Origin of the sequence: Streptomyces erythrochromogenes (assembly GCF_036170895.1) — a bacterium.
Taxonomy (GTDB): Bacteria; Actinomycetota; Actinomycetes; order Streptomycetales; family Streptomycetaceae; genus Streptomyces; species Streptomyces erythrochromogenes.
Map to the genome: position 1 here is coordinate 182381 of NZ_CP108036.1, position 22242 is coordinate 204622.

Below are 22242 nucleotides of genomic sequence, written 5' to 3' on the forward strand. Positions count from 1 at the left end.
TGAAGCAGGCCGTGCTCAGGTGCCGGGCCAGCGGACCGGCCTCGGCGTAGTCGATGGTCGCGCCGTGCCAGGGCAATGAACTGCGACGAGCACCGGCAGGTGTGCCGGAGTCGCGCGGGCGCAGGGGCAGGACAGGCAGAGCAGGAACGAGGCTCGGCAAGGCTCGCCCGCAGGGCTGTGCGGGCTGGCCAGGTGATCGGTGCAGCCTCCCAGTACGGTGTCCAGCTCCCCGGCCAGCAGCTTCTTCAGGGTGGCCGGGTCCAGGCTGTGGCGCCGGGCGACGGTCTCGGGCGAGATGCGGTGGTCGGGCTGCCGACCCCAGCGGGTGTCCTTGCGCGGGACGTCGCCTTGCCGGTCCACGTGGTCCAGCAGTTCGCCGTGCTTCCAGGCGCGCGGTTCGGCTTCGCGGTCGATCCGTCCGGCCCGCCAGCGGGCCAGCAGTTCCCGCCCGGCGAGGATCCGGTCGGCGGCCCGCCGAAGCTGGGTGCGCGCGGCGGTGGTGATGCGGTCGAACTCAGCCGTTGTGTAGCTGGCGGCGGGCGTCGAATTGCGCTCCAGGCCCTTGCGGGCCAGCCGCGCCAGGAAGTCCTGCCCGGCACCGTCGGGTGCGAACCGAAGCACCAAGCGCAGCGTCGGCAGCTCCCGGTTCAGGTTCGGTGTGCCGAGCCTGGCCAGCATGAAGCTCTCCAGGTGCGCGGCTCGAAGCTGCGCCGGACTGACGGGCGGGCGGTTCAGCGAGGCCAGGTGTTGGGCGAATCGGCGTAGGAGCCCAAAGGCGCTCGTGGCCGAAGAGGTTGTCCGGCGCCGCCCGGCCGGGGCGGTCGACCCTGCGAACGCGGTCGCCATCCACACCACCAGCTCGCGGGCGACCGGGAAGGCGGCGAAGTCGTAGTCGACCGCCGGGCCGCCGCGCTCCGGGAAAAACCGGACCAGGCACTTCTCGTCGTCCAGGAACAACCGTTGCGGCGCTTGGTATCCGGGCTTCGGCAGCGCGGCCGGGCGCCCAGCAGCACGGGTCATGACAGCTTTCCGGCGAGGGGATCAGACAGGACCTGCGGGTGCGCCGCGAACATCGACGCCATCAGAGCCGACAATGCCACGCCGTGGGCGTGCTCGATCAGCAGCGTGACATCCAGGTCACGGAAGGGCTCCAGGTAGATGTCCATCGTGGTGGTCACGTTGGCGTGCCCCAGCAGCGTCTTGACCAGATACCAGGTGTCGCCGAACTGGGCGCGGAAGTCGCTTACCTCCTCGGCGTTCAGGTGCGCGACCTGCCGCTCGTAGAGCAGCCGGCCGACCGAGTACCAGCGCAACGCGAAAGAGTGCCGCATCATGTGCGCGTTCGCCTCGAACGAGGTCAGTCCGGCGCGGACGACCCGCTCGTTGGCGGTGTCGAAGGTGTGCTGCCAGCCGTGTGCCTCGCGCGGCAGGCCGTCCTCGTTCAGCCAGACCGCCAGTGGTTCCAGTCCGGCGGCGGTCCGGCGAAACAGCCGCTTGCGGGCGCTGGGGTCCAGCGAGTCCAAGGATGCGACCATCTGGTTGCCTTTGGCGTCGCGCATCTCCAGCCGTCGGTGCCGCGACATGCGCTCGACGAGCAGCAGCCGCGGCTGCCGCTCGTAGCGGCCGGCACGCTGGGCGCGGCGGACCGCGGCGGCGCATTCGCCCTCCTCATAGGCCAGTACGTCGGTCAGCACGCTGCGCGGCTTCCAGAACCGGCGGCCGCGTCCGCCCTTGGCGCAGGCCGCCGCCAGTCGGCAGGTGTAGTAGGTGCGGGCCTCATCGTCGGCGGGCAGCTCCAGGCGCAGGACACTGGCCCACTCGCTCAGCCGCAGCCCTGTGCCGTAGAGCCCGTCGACGAACGCGCAGTCGCGCTGGCTGTTGCGCCCGCGCCATCCGTCGACCTCCCGACCGCTCAGGTCCAGCCCGCGCAGCCCGACGGCGACCCAGCGGGCGTAGCCGGCCGGGTCCAGCCACTTCACGTCCTTGCCACGCACGAGATGCGGCCCGGCCTCGAACGACTCCGTGGTCGTGCCCGGGTTAGGGCCGGGAACCTGCCGCCGGGCCACCGGATCGCTCACTCCGAATCGGAACCCGGCCCAGCGGTAGAACGCGCTGATCGCGACCAGGTCGTCCAGCACCGTCCCACCAGCCACCCGCCGGACGTTGGCCTCGTCGGTCATCCGCCAGAACTTGAACCCTGCGACGTCCTCCTCATCGGCGTCGTGCCAGGCCCGGCTGGTCGCATCGAGGAACCCCAGCCAGACAGCCATCGCGAAGGCGTACTTCCGCCGGGTGCCCACGCTCGCGTTGCGCATCCGCGCCGAGGCGAAGAACCCGTTGACCTCAGGCACCGACCAGCCATCGGACCGCAGCAGAACCGGCTGTCCCGGCTGCGTGCCGTGCATGTGCGCCCACTCCGCCAGCGTCGGCAAGCCCGCCAGCACCGGATCGGCCGCGTACCACGGCACCTCCCGCCGCGGGTCACACCAATGCACCTGCCACCGCGCCAACGGCCCCGCTTCCACCTCAAGTTCACCGATCATCAATCAGTAAACGTACAGCCACCCACGGTCACTGAATTCCCAGCAACAGTCGCTCGTGGCTAGAGACCTCCGATTCTCTCGCCTATGCCGAACTGTTGCTTTCGACGCCAACCGATCACGGCTCAGCGGCTGTGCCGACGGACGTTCCTGGACACCGCGTTGTCGGAGGTCACGTCTAGGTTGATCCGCAAGATCCCTAGCGAGTGGTGTCAGGGATATTCGGAGCGATCGTGGGGGTTGCCATGCACTGGTGGAACAGGAAGCCCGGGGAGCGGGCGGAGTGGCTGCTTGAGCCACTGGTGAAAGTTGGGCCGCTGCGGTTCGGGATGAACCCAGACGAGGTGGCATCGGCCCTGGATGGAGCGGTTGCCCACGTCTCACAGGGGTTGGGCAGCGGCATCGGCTGGGGCTACTACGCAGACTGGGGTGTGAGTGCGGTCTACGGTGAGGACAATGGCCTGGTCGCCGTAGCAATCGATGCGATGGATGGGCCGCTGGTGCGTCTGCGGGACATCGACCTCATTGCCCGGGCGCCGTCCGAGGTGCGCGCAGACATTCAGGACCTCGCACTCCGGGAGGGGACTTCCGTGCGAGTGAACTGGAGCGGTGATCCGGAAGTCGAGGCATGGGGGGTCTCCATGGGCGCCGCACAGGAGCAGGGGCTGACGCCCGAGGGGTATACACAGCGCCTGGACACGATGATCACCAACGCGCTGCTGGTTGGTCCCGAGCTGGCGAAGAACCCGTTCGGGTCCGAGCCGGTCATCCGTTGGCGCGACGTCCGTGACGAGCCTCCGAACGTTGGGGCATGGCCAGTAAGAGCTCAGCAGGAGCAACAGCACTGGGACTGGACACCACTGGAGAGCGTCGGTCCGCTCAGGTTCGGTATGAAGCCGCAGGAGGTGGCTGCTGCGCTGAGCGAGGAGCCGACCACCCGCCATGGCCGCTATCCCTTCGGAACGTCGTGGGAAGGCCTGGGACAGTGGATCTCGGGTGAGGACCGCTTCGACCGCGTAGGCGTGACCGCTCACTACTCCAGTGGCTACAACTGGCCCCCAACCCTCGGCGCTGTCACCATTCACGGACGAACTGGGCCTCAGGTCGAGTTCGCGGGCATCCGACTGATCGGCATGACGGTCTCGGCCGTTGACACAGCCCTGATCCAGCACATCGAAGAACGAGGTCTGGGCCTGGTGATCGGCTGTGGCGGCGATCTCGGCGTGGACGGCCTCAACATGTACGTCCGGGCCAGTAGGGCCGGGGACACCGCGGTGAGTGAGGCCCGATTCTGCCAGGCGCAATGGGAGGACCACGGCTGATCCGCAAGGGCACAGCACCTCTCGCCACCGTGCTAGGCCGCCGCCTGGCCACCCACCACATCCCCAACCGGCCGGCCCGCGCCACCGCCCTGGTCGCCCTCGCCCAGGACCTCCCCCCAGCGGTCCTCGGACCGATGCTCGGCCTCCACCCCGTCACCGCAGCCCAATGGCGACAGCGAGCCGCCACCGACTGGACCGCCTACCTCGAAGCCCGTAACACCAGCCAGGCACCGCGAGACGATACGACCGGGCCCTGACGGCCTGGCCGTTGCCCCACGCCATTCCTTCTCCAGGTCAGGAGCCGTTTTGAAGGGGTCCGGGATTGTCCGTCGCGTCCCTCACTGGAGTACGACGGTGACGCCCTTCTCGCGCAGGAGGTTCACGGTCTCCTCGAAGTAGGACCGGCCGCCGAGGTGGTGCAGGACGTGTCCGGCGAGGGCGTGGCGGGCGATGGCGGCGTGGTGCCAGACGAGGGTGAACGGGGGGACGACGGAGAGTCCGCCGCCCAGGTAGTCCTGTACCGAGTCCAGACATCTGCCGTAGTTGGCGCCGGGACCGAGCAGGGCTTCGCCGAGTGCCAGGAGCATGCTGGTCCTGTCGGTGACGTGCTGTCCGTCCAGGTGGTACGTCCCGTCGGACAGGCCCTCCGGCCCGTACGGGCCGACGCGGGTGAGGTCCAGCCACTCGGACTGGCCTTTGGCGTCGAACTGTGCCCATTGGTTGGGCAGGGTCGGAACGCCGTCGGACCAGATCTCCCAGACTTGGCGGGCGGCCAGGGTGGGGCGGTCGTCGCCGGGGTCGGTGATGGTGACGTCGATCAGGGCTCCGCCGAGGACGGATGGGCGTGCCTCGACGGTGTCCAGGTCGAGGCGGTACCTGGTGATCGTTCGGCCGTGGCGGTCGAGGGGCCAGAGCGTGATCGGGTCGCCCTTCTGTGGAAGGGGACGACTCAGCAGGGTCAGAAGCGGTGCGGCGGGTTCGCAGCCGATCAGGTGCACGGGCTGGGTGGGTCGCTGCGGGCGCGGGGTGAGCAGGCCGTCGATGGAACGGCAACTGCCCGATGGGCTGTCTCCCTGGATCGAGGGGAACCACAGGTCGAACCGCGGGCTCGAAGGCAGCCGCTTGCGGCCCCAGTAGTCGTCCTCGCTGACGCCGGTGCCCACGACGATGTCCCAGCGCCCGGGATCGCCCGGGGTGGGCCAGCGGGCCAGGACAGTCGTGTCCTCCAGGTCCCAGAAGCGGGCCGGCCCGTCGTTCGAGGGATCCACAGGCTCGATCGAGAGCATTCCGTCCCCCAGCAGCCGCACCGGTTCGGCGCTGTCCGCCACGGCCTGGACCAGCAGGCTCTCGCGCGGGCAGCCGCGCAGCGTCAGGACCTCTCGCGGCAGCGGAGGCACGTCCATGAACAGGCCTTCGACCTCCGCGCACCGCCCCCACAGCACGCCCTCCTCCTCACCGCTGATGTCGTCCCGCACCAGGAGATACCGGACCGGGAAGGCCCGCTCCCACCCCACATGTTCCTCAGACCGCACGCTTCTCCATTGCTACCAGGCTGTCTTGGCGCGCCAACCCTACGGCTCGCTGACGCCGAAGCCCTCCGAATATCGCGTGCTTGGAATGACGCTCCCCGCCAGTCGGCGGCTACGCCTGGGACGCCACCCGGCGCGAGGCATACGCCAACGACCAGAACAGCCCCGACACCCTCATCGCGGTCTCCGCCGCCTCCAACCGCAGCGAGAGCGACAAGGACCCGGCGCAGTGAGCACGGGCGTGTAGAGGGTGCCCGGGCCGCCGGAGGCTTGGACGTAGAACGCGGCGACAGCCTCGTTGTACGGGTGGCTGTAGACACGAGAACGCGAGTCGTTCTTTGACGACTTCGGAAGTGACTTCGGGTGCCGCCACCATGATCAATGTCGAGGGGTTCGGGAGTCACTGATGGCGGTCGGACGCGTCCTGCGGTTTGTCTCAGGGCTGTCGCGACGCCGAAGTGGAGCGACGGTCGGCCGCGATCCGGGCACCTGCCGCACCTCGTGATCGTTGCGAAGGTTGTGATCGAACCCAAGCGCGTCATCGCGACCCTCGCAGTTGCCCTTGTCGGCGCCGCGACCCTCACCTCACCCAGTGCGGCCGCCGGTATGGCCCCGTATGAGCCCACCCACGCAGGGCCGCGCGTGGTGAGCAGCCTGGCGGCACCCGCCAGCGCGACGGTCACGGAAGGGCAGGTCAAAGAGGTCGCACCTGGGGGCGTGATTACCTATCCGAGCGTCACCAGCTGCCTCACCGTGACTGTGCGGTTGAGGGGCGGCGGCCTCGTCGGTGCTCACGCCAGCCTGTTTCAGGTACCGGGTGAACTGCGATCCGATGAGATTCTGGGCGCGCTCAAGCAACTCGTCGGCGAGCGCCCTGTGGCTGCGATCGAGGTCAGGGGGGCCGTCGGCGCCTGGCATCCGAGCTACTTCGTGAAAGCGCTGGAGAGCTACGGCGAGGGGGAGCAGGTGCCGATTTCGGAAGGCCCGGACTTCAACGGGATTGCCCAGGCGGTGTCGCGGGGACTCGGGCTGCCCCGCGGCCGTGTCACGGTCGAGGACGTGCCTGACGGGGACCAGACCATCAGGTGACGAAGCCGATCATCACGCCAACGGGCGGTGCGCCCCGCTGCAGCCCGAGAACCGGAGCTGCTTCACGCGATGACTACGGCCGCAGAGCCCGGGTGACCGCCTCCCGTTCTCGTAAACACCGCCTATTCGCGCGAGCGTACGACTCCCAGTATCGCGTCAAAACGACGTTGCTTGCTACTCGCGTACACAGCCGTACGGGTCCTTGGGATCGTGGAGGGCGGTGGCAGTTGTGTGGTCCAGGACGCCTGCGATCGGCCTCACTACGCGGCCGATGCGGTCTGGCGGGCGCCGAGTCGTAACAGGAGGCCGCGGGCCTTGGCCTCGACCTCCTCGCTCGGGACGGTGCCCAGCATGGAGGCGAGCTCGGCGCGGGTCTGCTCAGCGCGCTCCGCGTACTCGGCCCGGGGCGGCCAGCCCTATGCGGCCGAGCGGGGGACAGCTGTACCGGGTGGCGTAGCGACCCGCTACCCAGGCCGACGCAGCGGGCATTGATGGCGAAGCCATTCCCCCGCCTGTGAGGAGCTGACCGTCGATGTTGGAGCGCACTCGGAGCAAGAAGCGGACCGAGATCACGTTCGTGTTGCCCGCCGGCCATCCGGCCGGTGAGGTCAGCGTGGTCGGTGACTTCAACGACTGGCGGCCCGGCGCCCATCCCATGATCGAGCGCCCGGACGGAAGCCGCGCGGTCACGGTCGCCTTCCCGGTGGACCAGCAGCACGGGTTCCGCTACCTCGCCGACGGCGGCCACTGGCTCGACGAAGAAGGGGCGGACGGCCACGACGGCCGCAACTGCCTCCTGCACACCTGACCCTCCGCACGATCACGGACTCTGGCCCAGAAGGAGAACACCTGTGACCGACGACATGTGGAGCTACAACCCCGCGTCGCACTACACGCCCGGCACCAGCCTGGTCGGCTTCAAGGTCGAAGCCAGCGACGGGAGCATCGGCAAGGTCGACGAGGACACCGACGAGGTCGGCGCCTCCTACATCGTCGTCGACACCGGCCCGTGGATCTTCGGCAAGGAAGTCCTCATCCCCGCTGGCACCGTCGTCCGCGTCGACATCGAGGAGAAGACGATCAACGTCAACCTCACCAAGGACCAGATCAAGGACTCCCCCGAGTACGACAAGGACAAGCACCGCGGTAACGCCGCCTACCGTGACCAGCTCGGCCAGTACTACGGCCGCGACCGCGGCTGAGCCCAGCTCGCCGGGCTGCGGCTCCCCACCACGCAAGGGAGCCGCAGCCCGCTGAGGGGCCGGCGCGATCGTCGGGCCGAACTCCGTCCGGCAGCAGAGCCGGGTCAGGGCCGCGCGGCAGCTGCGGGGCCCCGACCGCGTGCGCCTGAGATCCGGTCGATGTCGCCGGACACGTCCGGTGACCCGCTGTTCGGGTCGGGCTGCACGGGGCGGCCCGCATGCGCCGTGCGCTGTCCCACCGTCCCGCCGTCCGCAGGACGGTGCTGAAGATCAGGCCGGGTTGATGTTCTCGGCCTGGGGGCCCTTCTGGCCCTGGGTGACGTCGAACGTCACGACCTGGCCCTCCTGGAGCTCGCGGAAGCCCGAGGAGTTGATCGCGGAGTAGTGGGCGAAGACGTCCGGGCCGCCGCCGTCCTGGGCGATGAAGCCGAAGCCCTTCTCCGCGTTGAACCACTTCACAGTTCCCGTAGCCATGTCTCATGCCTTCCAGCCGATGATGCCTCCCACGACGTGCGGAAGGCGGAGGTGATCGCCCTGGTTCCTGCGGCACAGCACAGCTGTGGACGTTCGCGTAATTCCCCAGGGGTAAGTTCACGTAATTCCCCAGGCGCCCGTCTGGCCGGGGCTCGTGATTCGTCTCGTCAGAGGTCGACGCGATGCTCAGGAGCCGATGGGTCATCGACGGAGCCGTAGCGCAAGACGACGTGTGCCGGGCGGAACGGCAGGTCGTTCAGGATGGGTGCCATGACGGCGAAGAGTGCGTCGGCGTCCGGTCCGTAGGCGTAGAGGACGACCTCGCCTCCTCCGTACTCGTTTCCGTCGAACTCGCCGACGTCGGCTTGCTCGATCGCCTCGGTCAGGAGGGACTGGGCCTGGCGGACGACCTCTCGTTGGCTTGGCTCGCCGAGGCCGTCATCGGCCAGTTGATAGTGAGCGATGACGGCGTGCTCAACGTCGGCTTCTGCTTCGTCTGTTTCAGCCATGCGGGAAACGATCTCATCCCGGACCGGCATCCTCACCAGCCTGGCCCTCCGGGACGTGGTCCTAGGTGATCGTGGGCTTGGCAGGCTTGTCGGTCGGGTTCTTGGGCCGCTTGTTCGGGCGGTAGCTGGGGCCGTTCATGATGACCTGGTGGCTGGTGTTGATCAGCCGGTCCAGGAGCGACTCGGCGACGACGGGGTTAGGGAAGAGGGGATACCAATCGCTGGGTGCCCGGTTGCTGGTGATGATCAGGGACCGGCCCTGCCGCTCGCTGACAAGTTCGTAGAGGTCATCGGCCTGGGACGCTCCGAGCTGACGCATGGCGAAGTCGTCGAGGATGAGCACGTCGGGCCGTACCAGTTCACGGATCCGCTTGTCCCAGGTGCGGTCTGCGTGGCCGCCGGCGAGGTCCGCGAGGATCCGGCTGGTCTTGGCGAAGCGGACGTGGGCGCCCTGGCGGACCGCGAGGTGACCGAGGGCCTGGGCGACGTGTGTCTTTCCGACCCCGACCGGGCCGAAGAGGATGACCGACTCGCCGGAGTGGAGCCAGCGCAGGGCTCCGAGGTCGCGGATCTGGGCGGCCGGGAGCTTCGAGGAGGCGGTGAAGTCGAACTCCTCCAGGGTGACCTGCTGCTCGAACTTTGCCCGTGCCAGGCGTCGTTGGAAGGCGACGGTCTCACGGCGGGTGATCTCGTCCTGGCAGAGGACCTGCAGGAAGTCCAGGTGTCCGAGCTCGCCGCCGTGGGCCTGGGCCAGGCGGGCATCGAGGGTTTCCAGCATCCCTGAGAGTCGCAGCGACTTCAGCGACTCACGCAGGGCGGAATCCATCACGCTCATCAGATGCTTCCCTCAGCTTCGCCGTGGACCTGGTCGTCGTGGAGCTCATCCGCCGTCTCGGCCGGGGCGACGGAGGCGAACAGCCGCTTGGGCCCGTGGAGGAAGGCCGCGGCTCCCGCGTCCCCACTCGATTCGGGCTCCGGATCGGTCTCAGTGCCGGCGATCAGGATGCCCTTGATGGTTCGGTAGGACGGATCTCCGACCGTGATGGCCCTCGCGCAGGCGGCCTCCAGCCTCGCGTCGCCGTACTTCTTCTTCAGGCCGAGGATTCCCTGGGCGGCGCGGAGCCGGTAGAGCGCGTTGACCTCCAGCAGCTGGTCGACGACGGTCCGGCAGGCGTCACCGACCTCGGATGCCTGGGTCCGGCACCAGATCGGCGTGCGCATCTGGAAGGCGATCTTCTCCGGCGGGTAGTCGGTCCTGTCGGTGCGTTTGCCCTGCTCAAGTGCCACGTGGGTCTTGACCAGGTCGCCGTCGAGGAAGACCTGCACCATCGTGGCGGTCGAGCGGACGTCGACCCGGCGGCCGATCAGCTTCCAGGGAACCGAGTAGAGAGTGCGGCCGACCTTGACGTGGATGTCCGGCCCGACCACTGCCGTTGACCAGCGAGCCAGCACGAACGGAGTGGGCGGCAGAGGCAGCAAGGTCTCGGCTTCGACGGCCTCGAACACCGCCATCGGGGCGGCTCCCTGCAGTGGCCTGCACTGCCGCCGGCCCGCCACCTTCTGGCTCCAGGTCACAGCCTCGGCCTGCATGTGCTCGATCGAGGTGAACTCCCGCCCGCGCCAGAACGAGTCCCGGATATAGGGCATCGGCCGCTCGACCCGCGGCTTGTCCTTGGGCCGGGCAGCACGGGCCGGATCCACCAGTGCCCCGTAGTGGGTGGCGAGCTCGGCATACGCCTTGTTGATCTTCGGGTCGTAGAGATCGGGCTTGTCGACCCCGGTCCGTAGGTTGTCCGGCACCAGCCGGCGCGGGACGCCCCCGAAGTAGCGGAAGGCGGCGACGTGGGCTTCGGTCCAGGCGTGCTGGTGCAGGTAGAGGACTGGGCGGACGAACATGTGCCGCAAGCACGGCAGCACCATCACGAAGGCCCAGATCCGGTGCCGCTTGCCGGTCTTCGGATTGGTCCACTGGCCGAGGTGGCCGTAGTCGATCTGAGCCTCCGAGCCAGGCTCGACGTCATCGCGCAAGACCGTGACCTGCGACCTTGTCCTCTCGTCGGGCAGCGTGGCATGCACCCAGCGGCGGAACGAGGAGATCGACACGTCCAGCTTGTGCTCGTCCCGCAGGCGCTGGTGGATCGTGGAGACCGTCACCGTCCCCAGCAGGTTCTTGATGTAGTCGCGGTGCTGGTCGATGTCGGGCCAGGTGATCTGCCGCAGTCGCCGGTCGCCGAGTTCGGGGAACCAGCTCTTGATCAGCTTGGCCCAGTCGGCCTCCCGCATCGGCGGCCCGCCGGGCGTGATCCCGGATGCCTCCGCCGGCTCCAGGTACTTCCTGATCGTCTTGCGGTCCACCCCCAGCGACGCGGCCAGCTCGCTCTTCGAGCGGCCCGCGTACCAGTGGACGTAGATCTCGGTGATGTCGACCACGACGAACGTTCTCCTTGCCATTCGGGCTGACCATCGGCCTTCCGAACCACAGGCCCAGGGCCGCCCACACGCCTCCGCGATGACCAGGTCCCTCGATCCCGAACTCCGTCGTACCCATGGCCAATTAGGAGAAGTCGGGATGAGGAATTACATGAAGCTCAAACCACCCGAGATGGGGAAAAACGTGAACGCTCACAACAGCAAAACGCCCACGCCGAGGCGTGGGCAAAGGGGAACTTCCGAACCACGACAGCTGACGCAGACGCTACACGCCCTCACACGCTGTCACCACTGGAAACGAGTACGCGTCATGCCGTGACAGGGTGCGCGCGGGCCATCGAGGACCGGCATGCGCGGCCCCCGCTCAAGCCGCGGCCGGTGGATTCGCTGATTCGGCAGCGCGGCGGTATTCGGCGTTGAGGCGCTGTGCGTCTTCGAGCTGGTCTTCGAGGATGACGATGCGGCAGGCGGCCTCGATGGGGGTGCCCTGGTCGACGAGCTCGCGGGCGCGGGCGGCGATGCGCAGCTGGTAGCGGAAGTAGCGGCGGTGTCCGCCGGCGGAGCGGAGCGGGGTGATGAGGCGGTGTTCGCCGAGGGCACGGAGGAAGCCCTGGGTGGTACCGAGCATGTCGGCGGCTCGCAGGCCCTGTCGCTGCCGGGTTAGCCGGTCGCCGGACAGGCACAAGCCGGGCAGACAGGACCGGGCGTTGACGATCCAGAGACCAGGGTGACCTGATGGACACGATGAGCGTCAACGTCGCAACCGTCCGCTCAGCCACATCCGTCGCCGGCGCACGCGAGAGCGCTCGGGCTTTCCTCGACCGCCTCGTACACCCGATCGCGACCGAGGCGGCCAACACCGTGGTACTGGTCGTCTCGGAGCTCGTCACCAACGCCCTGCGCCACGGAGGCGGCACCTGCACCCTGGACCTGACCGCGCACCCGGACAGCATCGAGGTGACCGTCCACGACCGCAGTCTGCGGGCCCCGCGTATGCGCACCCCCGACCTGAACGGCGGCACCGGAGGATTCGGCTGGCCGCTGGTCAACCGCCTCGCCCGCGCCACCGCGGTCACCCGCCGCGCGGCCGGCGGCAAGACCGTCAGCGCCCTCCTCGCCCAGTAACGCCAAGCCGCCGACGTCGACCGGGGCAACGGGCGCCCGCGTCGGCCTGGCCGAGCACGGTCATCAAAGGCGGCACCCGCCGTCGAGGCCGAATGCGGCGCTGGAGCTCGGAGGTGAGGCCGACCCGGGCGTTGTGGGAGGCCGACGACGTTGCCGCGGCACGTCCGTAGACACCTCCCGGCCCCCAGGTGAGAGCCCCGCGTGGTGTTGTCGGTGACACTCGCGCGGGACCCGTCCACGGACTACGACCTGGCCCCGGATCCACAAGCGCCTGCCGGGCCTGCCCCGCCTGCACGCCGACGACCAGTGCGTGCTCCTGTGGCTGGTCGACGAAGACGGTCGGAGGGGAGAGCCTCTCCTGTCCGCGCTCGTCACGGTCGGAGACCGCCAGATACACCCCCAGTTCCCGGCCGTAGCCGAACAGCTCGGCTGGACGAACCCGGTCGCCACCCGTCCGCACACCGGATGGAGCTACGAAGTACTCAGGGTCCACCAGCACTGGCGCCACCGACGCTGAACCGACCGGGTCGCGGCCCTGGGCAAGCCCCCCCCCCCCGGACGGGCTTGCCCAGGGTCTCCTCGGGCTTGCCCAGACGCGCTGGCTTGCCCGGCCGCCAAGTTCCTCATCTGGACCTCGCTGGACCGGGGCCCTGGCGGGGGCGCAGCCGGGCCGACTGGGTCTCCGGGTTAGCTTTCGGAGGGTTTCGCGGATGGCGGAGGGTCAGGACTAAGGGTGGCCGACCAGGGCGGTGATGAGCTTGCGGGCCTGGTCGTGGTCAGCCGCTTCGCGGCCGTCGCGCAACGTTGCCGGGGGGTGCTCGGCTCGATGTCGCTGCCCTTGATCACCTTGGCGAACTCGGCGTCGAACCGCTCCTTGCTCGCCGCCATCGTCGAGCTCGGCGGTGAGCTGGAGCTCCCAGATACCCGTAACGGGCGCTTCAGGGGCTCGGTCATCCCAGAAGGCTGCGCGGTCAGCGCCGGCCGCCGCCGATGCGTCGGTCGTCGGCCAGTGCGGTCAGCGGGCCGAACTCGCGGGCAAGCTGGTTCCACGTCAATACCTCGCCACAGCGGGCCGGGAACTCCTTCGGGTTGAACTCGGGCATGGTCCAGGTGCCAGTGCCCCGGTCCCGCAGCCACAGGTCCCCGTCACCGTCGACCACAGTCGGCGGGACCCGTACGGGCTCGGCCTGATCGGTGGGCTCCCAGGTGATCCGGCCCGGGTGGGAAACGCGGCGCAGCTCGGTGGTGGCCAGCCGTGCGGCCAAGTCACGGGTGGACTCTTCGGCGTCCTTGACCGACTCGAGTCGGAATGCGTCGTCAAGTACGGGCAGGGCTGGATTCTTGCTGCGCTTTGAACTCATACGCTGACTACCTCCGGTGGGGGGCGTCACATCCGTTATGGCACCCCGTAGAGGAACACGGTATCCGAGGCGGGAGCCGGGCCGGCTACGACCACTGTCCAGATGGAGACGCTGGCCAGGTCCTCGGCGTCGACTTCGCCCAGGTAGTCCTCGATGCCCTCGCGCAGACCGTCGGCCTTCTCGTCACCGGTCATGGCGGTCAGTCGGCCCGACCCGCGAACGTGAGGCCACGTGCGCGGGACAGGTCGGCGCAGCGGATCCCACCGCCCTGATGCCACTCCAACACCGGCCTCACCGCGTCGCCGTGCTCGGGGCACCTGGAGACCGGGACCACACCGCCGCAGTCGTGCCGCGCACAGGCGCAGGCCACCCGACCCGGACCCGCGTGCGCGATCCCGTGGCGGGCCACCCCGCCCGCCGGCCCCCGGGGCGGCAGTGCCGCGCAGGTCGGCGGGCCAGGCCAGCGTCAGGCGCAGGCCACCCGACCCGGACCGGAAACCGGCCCGTGCAGGAGGAGCCGTCATGCCCTCTGGGCACCCGACTGCTTGATCAGGCGCAGCCCGGGGAGTTGGACGATCGGGGCCATCTGGGTTCCGCCGGCGATGTACGCAAGAATCGACGAGCCGCCGGGGAGGCATGCGGTCGCTTCATCACGGCTGAGCCAGATCAGGACCGACTCCGAGGTCCGCGGGTAGTCGAAGGCCCACCCGCCCTGCTCGGTGCAGGTTCCGATCCGCAGGGTGTACTGCCCGCCCTGTTCCGACCCCTGCGGCTCGGTCAGGGAAAGGGACGCGTCGCCCTGCGGGGCGGCCCAGACTCCTGGATAGTCCGTGTACGGTCCGGAGACGGAGCCGGCTGCCGCCAGGAGAACGACGAGGGCCGCGGCCCCCGCTGCTTGGGCGGCGCGGGGCGAACCCCGCCCTTCGGCCCGGACAGCTGCGAGCGTGGCCGCGCAGGAGGCGAGCCCTACGACGACGCAGCAGACGAGCCACATGCCCGCGCGCCCTCCCCCGGACCCGCGTACGGCACCCCAGAGCGGCGGCATTCGGCCGATGCGGCGCTCAGGCGTGATGGCGCTCGTTGAATCTCCCCAGGTGCCGCTCTTCAGGTGGCCAAACCTGCTCAAGTGATCTCCCCACCCTTTGCGTGATCCTTGTCGGCGTGTCGAACTGGTGTCGGCGTGTCGTGGAGAGCCTGCGTGAGCACGGAGTTCGGCCTGTTTGAAGGGCCCTGGATGCTCACCTGGGAGGAAGACGTGGATGCTCACGCACTGCGTCGCCAGGGCTGGTCGATCTCGGCGATCGCCCGGCACCTGGGGCACGACCGCAAGACGATCCGCGCCTACTTGAACGGCGAGCGAGTCTCCGGCTATCGACGTCAATCGCCGGACGCGTTCATGCCCTTCTTGGAGTACTGCTGGCAACGGCTGAGCGATGACCCCCATTTGTGGGCCTCGACGCTCTTCGACGAAGTGGTGGAACTCGGCTATTCGGGCGGCTACTCAACCTTCACCCGGGCTCTGCGGCGATACAAGGCGCGACCCCACTGCGAACCATGCCGGGCTTCGAGCGGCCGCGACGTGGCGATCATCGCGCATCCTCCGGGCGAGGAGATCCAGTTCGACTGGGTCGAGCTCCCGGATCCGCCCGCGGAGTGGGGCGTCGGCACCAACGCGCATCTCCTCGTCGGCGCCCTGGCCCACTCAGGACGATGGCGGGCCGTGCTCGCGGAGGCGGAGACCTTCCCGCACTTGGTTCAGTCCATCGATGCCGTGCTGCGGCGCCTGGGCGGAACGGCCCGGCGATGGCGCTTCGACCGGATGGCCACCGTCTGTCACCCGCCGACCGGACGGATTCTTCCGGCGTTCGCCGCCGTCGCGAAGTACTACGGAGCCGGCATCGACATCTGCCCGCCCCGGCGGGGCAACCGCAAGGGCGTCGTTGAGAAGGCCAACCACTCAGCGGCCCAACGCTGGTGGCGAACCGTCCCGGACGGCATCAGCATCGAGGCAGGCCAGAACGGCGTGGACAAGCTGGCCGTCCAGATGGACAGCCGCAAACGCAAGCTCGACGGAGCCTCGACCACGGTCGCCGCGCTCGCCGAAGCCGAGCCGCTGCTGGACCTGCCGACCCGCCCATTCCCCGCCGAGCTGGAGCAGACCCGCGTCGTCAGCCCGCAAGGACTCGTCTCCTTCGCCGGCAACTACTACTCCGTCCCGCCCGGGCTGACCGGCGCCCACGTCACGGTCCGGATCCGCCTCGGCGAGGACGACCTGCACGTGGTCACCGCCGGCCGCGCGGTCATCGCCCACCACCGCCGGGCACCGGACGGAGCCGGGCAGACCATCCGGGACGCCGGACACGTCATTGCCCTCGAACGAGCCGTTCTCGCCTCGTTCTCCGACAAGGCTCCCTGCCGCACCAAGGTCCGCCGGCCCCCGTCGGCTGCGGCCCAGGCGGAAGCCGAAAAGCTTCGCGGCCGACCTGAAACAGACGTCGCGAACCGGGTCGTCATCGACCTGTCTCACTACGCCGCCGTCGCCGACCGGCTCCGGCAGGCCCCCACCCACGAAGACCAGGAGCGTGAGAGTGAGTGACACCATGCCGATGAGCGAGGCCCGCCGCTACCAGCAGCTGCGAGGCCACCTCTCCTATCTGAAACTCAACGACGCCGCCGAAGCCCTTCCCCGCGTCCTGGACCAGGCCCGAGCCGAGCGGATGACCCTCACCACCGCCCTGGAGAAACTCCTCGAGATCGAAGTCGAGGCGACCGAGGCCCGCAAACTCTCCTCCCGACTGCGGTTCGCCTGCCTGCCAGAGCCATGGACCCTCAACGACTTCGACTTCGCCGCCCAGCCCGGCGTCGACGAGAAACTCATCCGCGACCTGGCAACCCTGAGGTTCCTCGACAACGCCTCCAACGTCCTGCTGGTCGGCCCGCCCGGCGTCGGCAAAACGATGCTGGCCGTCGTACTCGCCCGCTCCGCGGTCGATGCCGGCCACCGCGTCTACTTCACCACCGCCGCCGAACTCGCCGCCAAGTGCCACAAGGCCGCACTCGAAGACCGCTGGTCGAGCATCATGCGGTTCTTCGCCGGACCCCGCCTGCTCGTGATCGATGAACTGGGCTATCTCCCGCTGCCGGGCGACGGCGCTTCGGCCCTCTTCCAGGTGATCAACCAGAGGTATCTGAAGTCGAGCACGATCCTCACGACCAATGTCGGTATTGCAGATTGGGCAGGCGCCTTCGGCGACGCGACTGTCGCCGCGGCGATGCTAGACCGGCTCCTTCACCGAGCCGCCGTCGTCGGCATCGACGGACCGTCCTACCGTCTCCGCTCGCACCAGTCCCACTCCGACAACCTCCGCAAAGGGGTGACCGGACGTGCTGGTTGAACTCCGGGCCTGCCCCATCTGCTGGACCCAGTTTCAGGTCAACCCCCAGGCAACCCGCCACACCTACTGCACCCCCCGCTGCAAAGCCGAAGCAGCCAGGCGACGACGCCGTGAACGCGATGAAGCCGTCAACGCAGCGGAAACCGGTGTGGTCACGCGGCAGTCACCGGCACCCACACCCCTGACGCCTACAGCTATCCGCAACTGCCCGCACTGCGACAAACCCGTCACCATCGTGGCGCTTCTCGCCACTCCCGAGGCCGCGCGGCCCACCATCCCCGCAGCGAGTCCCGACGTCATCCCCATGCGTCGCGGCTGAGCGACCGTACGTCACTGACCTTGTCGGCCTCAGGCGGCGGCAGGGTCAGTCGGCGTTCGCGAACCAGGCGCCGATGTTGTTCCACATAAAGGCGTCCTTCCAGTCCGGGCGCCCCTTGGCCCAGCTGTTCAGGGCGGCGATCACTTTTTCCTGGGAGACCGTCCGGGTCTGGTAGTGCTCTGCCGCCGTCCCGTCCCGGAACTCCAGCTGATAAGTGTTGTCATCCCTCAGCCACACCTGCACATACCAATCGCCGGCCGCCGCATCGTCGACTCGCTCGACGATCACGAAGGCGTTGCCCCGCCCGAGGTTCGCCACCATCCGGCTCAAGGCCGTGGGCCACGGATTCCTCACCTGACGACCGTGCTCGTCTCTCGCTTGCAGCATGGCCCGATCATCCCCCACAGCTCTGACACCCGAAGAGCAACCACGTCACGCCCGCGCTCGCTCCCCACGTTCCCCAGTTGGTTCACTCCGTGAACCAACTGGGGCGAAGAGTAGCTCTGAGGAAAATTCGGGATCGGCATCAGCCGCAGCTGCGATCGCCGGCGTCGCCGAGCTGGAGCCAGGACTCGGACCTCATGCCGTCGTGGCGCAGCGACACAGCGGTGCTGCCGACCCCTCGCACCCGGCACCTTCATCCGTTCCACCGCGGCGGCAAAACCATCACCGCCACCTCGCCGCCCAAGGCAGCCCTCCCCCGGCTGCCTGACGACCGTCGCCAACCCGAGCAGCACGCGGGCCGGCCACAGCCGCACCGGGGCCTCCAGGACCAGCGGGCACACCCCGGCGGCGACAATGAGCTGCGAGCAGGCCCGAGAGCACGCCCGGCGCGTGCTGGCCGATTGCGGCGCACCGGAGGCTGTGGTGACGGACCTGCTGACGGTCGTGAGCGAACTCGTCGCCGACGCGATCCGGCACGCGGGCGGCGTGACCGGCTTTGACATCCACCGCCGGGCCGGCCAGCTCGTCATCGAGGTCTCCGACCAGTGCCTATGACTGCCGCCCTGCCCGCCTACGCCTCCCGCCCGTAGCCTCCGGTGCGGGCCCCGCCCCCATGGCGTCCCTTCCCCTGGCGTCATGGGGCAGGTCCGTCCGCACGACGGGCTGGCGTCCGGACCCGTAGGGCACCCGCACACCCGCCTCCCCGGCCGGGGAGGCGGGTGTGCGACACAGCCCCCGGCCCCGGCGCTCAGGCCGCCACCCCCGGGTACCGGACCTCAGGACGGCGGCCCAACGCGTAGTCAATCGCCGAGCCAGACGTTGTCCAGGGCGGACCTCTCGACGCCACGCACCCGTGACCGCGCGCACCCTCGCGCAGTTCCCCGGGCGACCCCCGTCGGCTTCCACTCCCCTGAAGCACGGAGAACCATGCGCCTGTGCAGCCGCCTCCAGACCGAGGACAACCTGCTCCTGATCACCCTGAACGAGCCGATCGGCACCGAGCAGCGGGCCGCCCTGGCCCAGGCCGTCGACCAGCTGGTCGGCGAGCACCGGCCCGCCGGCCTCGTGTTCACCCTCGGCCCGGTGGCGGGCACGGCGGCCGTGGTGTCGGTCATCCTGCGGACCTACCGGCACCGGGCCAAAACCGGCCTCCCCATGGCCGTGGCCACACCACCGGCAGCGGTCCGGTACCTGATCCGAGCGAACCAGCCCGCGCTGCCCGTCCACACCGACACCGACGACGCCCTGAGCGCCGTCCGCGCGCCGGTGCGCCGACAAGCCGGCGTCGACGGTCCCCGAGCCGTGACACCGGAAACGACGGGCACGGCTGTGACGGAACACCGAGCCGCAGGTCAACGGGCATAAGAGGCGGCGTTTCCGGCTGCTTCGCTGGCTTTTGGGACGGGTGCGTGCCACGCTCGAAGGACTTCCAGCCTCGTCTGGTGAGAGACCTTCGCGCCACCGGCTGATCACCACGGGTGGTCGATGGAGGGTGCGGGTGGGCTCGCTCGGCTATGCGCGGCGCCGTATGCCGCGCGCTTGACGGCCTTCTCCGCCCCGACAACAGGGGAGCCGACCGTAAAGAGGCTCCGATCCCGAAACGGGGCGGACACCGTATGAACCCCACCCTTGACCTTGGCAGCGCCGTGAGTCCCGACCGGACGATCCTGACGGTGAGCGGTGAGCTCGACATGGACACCGCGCCGCACCTCACCGCGGCCGCCGACGCCCTCGACCTGCCCGGCCAGACCCTCGTCCTGGATCTGTCGACCGTCACGTTCATCGACTCCAGCGGCCTCAACGCCCTCCTCGCCCTGCGCCACCGCGTCAACGTCGCGGACGGTGCGCTGGAACTGATCGGCCTGTGCGAGCAGGCGCTGCACCTGTTGGACCTCACCGGCACCCGAGGCCTGTTCACCCTCCGCCCCGAGTCCTGACCCGCTCCCTCGGGCCGAGTACCGGGCGCGAGAGACATCCACTACCGTCACTGCGTGCTCATCCGCTCGTATCTCCGGGAGGACGCGTGAAGGCGGCCCAGGTGACAGTCACGGCCGAGGCCGACGGTGTGGGCGTGGTCGTCTGCTCCGGCGAATTCGACCTCGACACCACCGGACTGCTGATCGGGGCCTGCGAGGTCCAGCCGGTGCCGGCCAGCCTCCTCGTCGTCGATGTGCGGCAGGTGGAGTTCGCCGACTCCAGCTTCCTCAACGCCCTCATCCGCCTCCGCGACACCCGCCCCCTCACCCTCCGCGGCCCGCTCCCCCGCCAGCTGCGCCGGATGATGGAGATGACCGGCGCCCTGGACTTGTTCGACATCCGCCCCACCCCCGACCGTGCCCACTAGAGCCGTCCCGGCGGGCAGCCGGAATCTCTGGCGGCGCCTGGGGCAGGCGCTCGACATGAGGCCACGAGCAGGCAGGCCAGGCTCTCCCGACCACGATGCACTGCGCGCAGGCCCGGGAGACCGCCCGCCATGTCCTCGCCGAACACCACGCGCCTGAAGCCCTCGTCGCCGACGTGCTGACCGTGATCAGCGAACTCGTCTCCAACGCCATCCGCCACGGCGACGGGCTCACCGGCTTCCACATCACCGTCCGGGCCGACCATGTCGTCATCGAGGTCTCCGACCGCTCGACCCTGCAACCGCACCTGCGCCCCGGCAGCCCTCCCCCGGCACCCTGACGAACGCCGCCAGCCCGAGCAGCACGCGGGCCGGGCGCAGCCGCACCGGCACTTCCAGGGATTGCGGGGCAGACCCCCCGCGGAGCGATCGCGGCTGCAACACGTATCCGCGCCTTGTACCGCGCCACTCGCTTGGCTCCCGGCGTGCCACGGCGCCGTACGCGCGCCGACTTCGGGATGAGTGCTCCTGTTCGGGGGTGATGAAGAGGCCGGGCGCGGGCACGAGCGCGTCCAAGGGATGGCTTCCCGCGTGCGGCCGGCCCGCCGCCGGCCGGCGAAGGCGAAAGGTCGCTCTGATGTCACAGGTCGAAGAGTCCGTCGAGGTCGACGTCCCCGTACGCACCGCCTACAACCAGTGAACGCAGTTCGAATCGTTCCCCCACTTCATGGAAGGCGTGGAGCGCATCGAGCAGCGCACCGACACCATGACGCACTGGGTGACGAAGATCGGCGGGGGCCGAGCACGGGTCGGGCAGGGCGCTCAACGCTTGCTCTTCGAGCGTGCGTTCGCCCACCTGCACCCGTTCCGCCGCCTGCGGATCCGCTGGACGGTCCGCGACGACATCCGAGAAGCGTTCCTCACTCTGGGGTGCGCGCTGATCTGCTGGCGGCGTTTGCATTCATTCCGATGAAAGTACGTCAACGCGTGCAGGCAGGTCAGGGGCTGGGAGCTCACCCGCTCATTCGTTCCCGGGCGGCCATGACCTCATCGCCGTGCTCGAAGGCCCACGCGCCAAGTGCGTCGATGGGGCCGAGCAACGTCTTCCCCACAGCAGTGAGTTCGTACTCGACACGAGGTGGCATTTCGCCATAGGCGTTCCGTGTCACCAGCCCGTTGAACTCCAGCCGCCGCAACGTCTCGGTCAGGACCTTGGGACTGATGCCGCCGATCAGCTCGCGTAGTTCGCCGGGGCGCTTGGGCCCCTCCCGCAGGACCCAGATCAGCACGGCGTTCCAGGTGTTGGAGAGGAGGTCGAAGGCGAGGCGGGCGCGGCAATCAGCGAGGAAGGCGTCGGTCGTCACGTACCAAATGGTGCCTGACAGGTTTCCTAACGTCGTCCCGAAAGCGGTTGGAACAGATACGGAAAGGGGCGTATCGATGAAGATCGGTGTGCTGGGAACGGGGAACATGGCGGACGCACTGGCCACGCACTGGGTGCGGGCCGGGCACGAGGTGTTCGTCGGAGGCCGGGACGAGCAGAAGGCCCACCGGCTCGCGATGCGCATCGGGGGCGCTGCGGGGCACGGGAGCCTGCAGGCGGCGGTCAGTTTCGGCGAGGTGGTGCTGGCCGCGCTGCCGTACGGCGCGGGAGCGGACGTCGTTCGGGAGCATGAGTCGGCGCTGAAGGGGAAGGTCCTGCTCGACTGCGCCAATCCTGTCGGGCCCGGCTTCCGGCTGCTGACGGAAGGCGGCCCCTCGGCGGCCCGCCGACTGGCTGCGGCGGCACCGGGCGTGCACGTCGTCAAGGCGTTCAACCTCTGCCACGAGGACGTGTGGCGGATGAACCCGCCGGTCTTCGACGGCCAGCCCCTGACCGTTCCGATCTGCGGGGACGACGAGGCGGCACTCGCACTGACACGCAAGCTGGTGCGCGACACGGGCTGTGAGCCAGTGGCCGGGGGCGGACTGGACCGCGCCGGGCTGCTGGAGGCGACCGCCGCGCTGTTCATCGGACTGTGGGTGGCGGAGCAGGCAGACGTACGGGCGATCGCGCCGCCGTTGGCCTATGCGACAGGTCCGCGAGCCGAGAGGGCGTGAGGTGTCCAGGTCCTTGCGTTAGGAGTTTTTAGACGTCGTTTCTTTTGGTCGTTCTCGGGCCG

At 69.1% G+C, this 22242-nt stretch carries 26 protein-coding genes and 3 pseudogenes; 16 read left to right on the forward strand and 13 right to left on the reverse strand.

The genetic code is table 11. From position 1 onward, the window contains the following. Positions 1-15: 15 nt before the first annotated feature. Together OHA91_RS00820 and OHA91_RS00825 are read right to left on the reverse strand one after the other, a co-directional pair. The gene (locus OHA91_RS00820) at positions 16-1020 is read right to left on the reverse strand and encodes a hypothetical protein (RefSeq protein WP_328738292.1); all 1005 of its coding nucleotides are present in this window, start codon (positions 1018-1020) and stop codon (positions 16-18) included. Continuing rightward, entirely contained in the window at positions 1017-2543 is a 1527-nt protein-coding gene (locus OHA91_RS00825) for an integrase (protein WP_328738293.1), read from the reverse strand. The genes OHA91_RS00820 and OHA91_RS00825 overlap by 4 nt, the downstream gene beginning before the upstream one ends. 242 nt (positions 2544-2785) lie before the next feature. Here OHA91_RS00825 and OHA91_RS00830 point away from each other — a divergent pair, with 242 nt between their 5' ends. Continuing rightward, positions 2786-3862 (forward strand): hypothetical protein, encoded by a 1077-nt coding sequence (locus OHA91_RS00830; RefSeq protein WP_328738294.1) that lies wholly within the window; start codon positions 2786-2788, stop codon positions 3860-3862. After that, positions 3844-4119, forward strand: a complete 276-nt coding sequence (locus OHA91_RS00835) for a hypothetical protein (protein ID WP_266496690.1) — start codon at positions 3844-3846, stop codon at positions 4117-4119. The genes OHA91_RS00830 and OHA91_RS00835 overlap by 19 nt, the downstream gene beginning before the upstream one ends. An 81-nt stretch (positions 4120-4200) precedes the next feature. On the opposite strand, the gene OHA91_RS00840 is transcribed toward OHA91_RS00835, so the two are convergent. Then, positions 4201-5394, reverse strand: a complete 1194-nt coding sequence (locus tag OHA91_RS00840) for a barstar family protein (RefSeq protein ID WP_328738295.1) — start codon at positions 5392-5394, stop codon at positions 4201-4203. A gap of 104 nt (positions 5395-5498) precedes the next feature. On the opposite strand from OHA91_RS00840, the pseudogene OHA91_RS00845 reads away from it, so the two are divergent. From OHA91_RS00845 to OHA91_RS00860, 4 genes and pseudogenes are all read left to right on the forward strand, one after another. Further along, positions 5499-5621, forward strand: a pseudogene (locus OHA91_RS00845) (HNH endonuclease); the annotation flags it as partial. A gap of 289 nt (positions 5622-5910) precedes the next feature. Beyond that, positions 5911-6480: a hypothetical protein gene (locus tag OHA91_RS00850; protein ID WP_266496686.1), complete on the forward strand. Its 570-nt coding sequence runs from the start codon at positions 5911-5913 to the stop codon at positions 6478-6480. A 532-nt stretch (positions 6481-7012) separates the two neighbouring features. After that, entirely contained in the window at positions 7013-7288 is a 276-nt protein-coding gene (locus OHA91_RS00855; RefSeq protein WP_266496684.1) for an isoamylase early set domain-containing protein, read from the forward strand. A gap of 43 nt (positions 7289-7331) precedes the next feature. Then, the gene (locus OHA91_RS00860) at positions 7332-7682 is read left to right on the forward strand and encodes a PRC-barrel domain-containing protein (protein WP_266496682.1); all 351 of its coding nucleotides are present in this window, start codon (positions 7332-7334) and stop codon (positions 7680-7682) included. Between the two features lie 270 nt (positions 7683-7952). Here the strand turns inward: OHA91_RS00860 and OHA91_RS00865 are convergent, their stop codons facing one another. The 5 genes and pseudogenes from OHA91_RS00865 to OHA91_RS00885 form a co-directional block, all read right to left on the reverse strand. Continuing rightward, entirely contained in the window at positions 7953-8156 is a 204-nt protein-coding gene (locus OHA91_RS00865) for a cold-shock protein (protein WP_008735947.1), read from the reverse strand. Between the two features lie 167 nt (positions 8157-8323). Continuing rightward, positions 8324-8665, reverse strand: a complete 342-nt coding sequence (locus OHA91_RS00870) for a hypothetical protein (protein WP_234330924.1) — start codon at positions 8663-8665, stop codon at positions 8324-8326. Between the two features lie 61 nt (positions 8666-8726). After that, positions 8727-9500, reverse strand: a complete 774-nt coding sequence (gene istB / locus OHA91_RS00875) for an IS21-like element helper ATPase IstB (RefSeq protein ID WP_030960577.1) — start codon at positions 9498-9500, stop codon at positions 8727-8729. Beyond that, a complete protein-coding gene (gene istA / locus OHA91_RS00880) occupies positions 9500-11095 on the reverse strand; it encodes an IS21 family transposase (RefSeq protein ID WP_328741039.1) in 1596 nt (531 codons plus the stop codon). The genes istB (OHA91_RS00875) and istA overlap by 1 nt, the downstream gene beginning before the upstream one ends. A gap of 364 nt (positions 11096-11459) precedes the next feature. Next, a pseudogene (locus OHA91_RS00885) lies at positions 11460-11735 on the reverse strand (MerR family transcriptional regulator); the annotation flags it as partial. A 95-nt stretch (positions 11736-11830) separates the two neighbouring features. On the opposite strand from OHA91_RS00885, the gene OHA91_RS00890 reads away from it, so the two are divergent. After that, on the forward strand, positions 11831-12220 hold the full coding sequence (locus OHA91_RS00890; RefSeq protein ID WP_328738296.1) for an ATP-binding protein: 390 nt from the start codon (positions 11831-11833) through the stop codon (positions 12218-12220). A 971-nt stretch (positions 12221-13191) separates the two neighbouring features. Here OHA91_RS00890 and OHA91_RS00895 read toward each other — a convergent pair. The 3 genes from OHA91_RS00895 to OHA91_RS00905 all read right to left on the reverse strand — a co-directional run bounded on the left by OHA91_RS00895 (position 13192) and on the right by OHA91_RS00905 (position 14575). Then, the gene (locus OHA91_RS00895; RefSeq protein WP_266496677.1) at positions 13192-13581 is read right to left on the reverse strand and encodes a hypothetical protein; all 390 of its coding nucleotides are present in this window, start codon (positions 13579-13581) and stop codon (positions 13192-13194) included. Between the two features lie 35 nt (positions 13582-13616). Then, positions 13617-13775 carry a hypothetical protein gene (locus tag OHA91_RS00900; RefSeq protein WP_328738297.1) on the reverse strand — a complete coding sequence of 53 codons (159 nt, stop codon included), beginning with the start codon at positions 13773-13775 and terminating at the stop codon, positions 13617-13619. Between the two features lie 326 nt (positions 13776-14101). Further along, a complete protein-coding gene (locus tag OHA91_RS00905) occupies positions 14102-14575 on the reverse strand; it encodes a hypothetical protein (protein WP_328738298.1) in 474 nt (157 codons plus the stop codon). 204 nt (positions 14576-14779) lie between these two features. On the opposite strand from OHA91_RS00905, the gene OHA91_RS00910 reads away from it, so the two are divergent. Continuing rightward, entirely contained in the window at positions 14780-16177 is a 1398-nt protein-coding gene (locus OHA91_RS00910) for a Mu transposase domain-containing protein (protein ID WP_328738299.1), read from the forward strand. Then, a complete protein-coding gene (istB, locus tag OHA91_RS00915) occupies positions 16170-16976 on the forward strand; it encodes an IS21-like element helper ATPase IstB (protein ID WP_328738300.1) in 807 nt (268 codons plus the stop codon). The genes OHA91_RS00910 and istB (OHA91_RS00915) overlap by 8 nt, the downstream gene beginning before the upstream one ends. Before the next feature lie 364 nt (positions 16977-17340). On the opposite strand, the gene OHA91_RS00920 is transcribed toward istB (OHA91_RS00915), so the two are convergent. Then, a complete protein-coding gene (locus OHA91_RS00920; protein ID WP_328738301.1) occupies positions 17341-17682 on the reverse strand; it encodes a hypothetical protein in 342 nt (113 codons plus the stop codon). A gap of 480 nt (positions 17683-18162) precedes the next feature. Between OHA91_RS00920 and OHA91_RS00925 the strand changes: the two genes are divergently transcribed. The 6 genes and pseudogenes from OHA91_RS00925 (at position 18163) to OHA91_RS00950 (ending at position 21053) form a co-directional block, all read left to right on the forward strand. Further along, a complete protein-coding gene (locus OHA91_RS00925) occupies positions 18163-18294 on the forward strand; it encodes an ATP-binding protein (RefSeq protein WP_266496671.1) in 132 nt (43 codons plus the stop codon). Between the two features lie 372 nt (positions 18295-18666). Next, positions 18667-19104, forward strand: coding sequence for a hypothetical protein (locus OHA91_RS00930; protein WP_328738302.1), 438 nt, complete (start codon positions 18667-18669; stop codon positions 19102-19104). A gap of 251 nt (positions 19105-19355) precedes the next feature. Then, positions 19356-19676: an STAS domain-containing protein gene (locus tag OHA91_RS00935; RefSeq protein ID WP_266496667.1), complete on the forward strand. Its 321-nt coding sequence runs from the start codon at positions 19356-19358 to the stop codon at positions 19674-19676. A gap of 101 nt (positions 19677-19777) precedes the next feature. Further along, entirely contained in the window at positions 19778-20083 is a 306-nt protein-coding gene (locus OHA91_RS00940; protein ID WP_328738303.1) for an STAS domain-containing protein, read from the forward strand. A gap of 95 nt (positions 20084-20178) precedes the next feature. Next, positions 20179-20421 carry an ATP-binding protein gene (locus tag OHA91_RS00945; RefSeq protein ID WP_328738304.1) on the forward strand — a complete coding sequence of 81 codons (243 nt, stop codon included), beginning with the start codon at positions 20179-20181 and terminating at the stop codon, positions 20419-20421. Positions 20422-20717: 296 nt separating this feature from the next. Further along, positions 20718-21053 (forward strand): annotated as a pseudogene (locus tag OHA91_RS00950) (SRPBCC family protein). 40 nt (positions 21054-21093) lie between these two features. Here the strand turns inward: OHA91_RS00950 and OHA91_RS00955 are convergent. After that, positions 21094-21444 (reverse strand): winged helix-turn-helix transcriptional regulator, encoded by a 351-nt coding sequence (locus OHA91_RS00955; protein WP_328738305.1) that lies wholly within the window; start codon positions 21442-21444, stop codon positions 21094-21096. Positions 21445-21520: 76 nt separating this feature from the next. On the opposite strand from OHA91_RS00955, the gene OHA91_RS00960 reads away from it, so the two are divergent. Continuing rightward, positions 21521-22180 (forward strand): NADPH-dependent F420 reductase, encoded by a 660-nt coding sequence (locus tag OHA91_RS00960; protein ID WP_266496657.1) that lies wholly within the window; start codon positions 21521-21523, stop codon positions 22178-22180. Positions 22181-22242: the final 62 nt, after the last annotated feature.

What these genes read in the sequence shown, in the direction of transcription:
- OHA91_RS00820 (WP_328738292.1), bottom strand. Translation starts at nt 1,020, where the DNA reads ATGACCCGTGCTGCTGGGCGCCCGGCCGCGCTGCCGAAGCCCGGATAC.
- OHA91_RS00825 (WP_328738293.1), bottom strand. Translation starts at nt 2,543, where the DNA reads ATGATCGGTGAACTTGAGGTGGAAGCGGGGCCGTTGGCGCGGTGGCAG.
- OHA91_RS00830 (WP_328738294.1), top strand. Translation starts at nt 2,786, where the DNA reads ATGCACTGGTGGAACAGGAAGCCCGGGGAGCGGGCGGAGTGGCTGCTT.
- OHA91_RS00835 (WP_266496690.1), top strand. Translation starts at nt 3,844, where the DNA reads ATGGGAGGACCACGGCTGATCCGCAAGGGCACAGCACCTCTCGCCACC.
- OHA91_RS00855 (WP_266496684.1), top strand. Translation starts at nt 7,013, where the DNA reads ATGTTGGAGCGCACTCGGAGCAAGAAGCGGACCGAGATCACGTTCGTG.
- OHA91_RS00865 (WP_008735947.1), bottom strand. Translation starts at nt 8,156, where the DNA reads ATGGCTACGGGAACTGTGAAGTGGTTCAACGCGGAGAAGGGCTTCGGC.
- OHA91_RS00870 (WP_234330924.1), bottom strand. Translation starts at nt 8,665, where the DNA reads ATGGCTGAAACAGACGAAGCAGAAGCCGACGTTGAGCACGCCGTCATC.
- istB (WP_030960577.1), bottom strand. Translation starts at nt 9,500, where the DNA reads ATGAGCGTGATGGATTCCGCCCTGCGTGAGTCGCTGAAGTCGCTGCGA.
- OHA91_RS00890 (WP_328738296.1), top strand. Translation starts at nt 11,831, where the DNA reads ATGGACACGATGAGCGTCAACGTCGCAACCGTCCGCTCAGCCACATCC.
- OHA91_RS00895 (WP_266496677.1), bottom strand. Translation starts at nt 13,581, where the DNA reads ATGAGTTCAAAGCGCAGCAAGAATCCAGCCCTGCCCGTACTTGACGAC.
- OHA91_RS00900 (WP_328738297.1), bottom strand. Translation starts at nt 13,775, where the DNA reads ATGACCGGTGACGAGAAGGCCGACGGTCTGCGCGAGGGCATCGAGGAC.
- OHA91_RS00905 (WP_328738298.1), bottom strand. Translation starts at nt 14,575, where the DNA reads ATGTGGCTCGTCTGCTGCGTCGTCGTAGGGCTCGCCTCCTGCGCGGCC.
- OHA91_RS00920 (WP_328738301.1), bottom strand. Translation starts at nt 17,682, where the DNA reads ATGCTGCAAGCGAGAGACGAGCACGGTCGTCAGGTGAGGAATCCGTGG.
- OHA91_RS00930 (WP_328738302.1), top strand. Translation starts at nt 18,667, where the DNA reads ATGCGCCTGTGCAGCCGCCTCCAGACCGAGGACAACCTGCTCCTGATC.
- OHA91_RS00935 (WP_266496667.1), top strand. Translation starts at nt 19,356, where the DNA reads ATGAACCCCACCCTTGACCTTGGCAGCGCCGTGAGTCCCGACCGGACG.
- OHA91_RS00945 (WP_328738304.1), top strand. Translation starts at nt 20,179, where the DNA reads ATGCACTGCGCGCAGGCCCGGGAGACCGCCCGCCATGTCCTCGCCGAA.
- OHA91_RS00960 (WP_266496657.1), top strand. Translation starts at nt 21,521, where the DNA reads ATGAAGATCGGTGTGCTGGGAACGGGGAACATGGCGGACGCACTGGCC.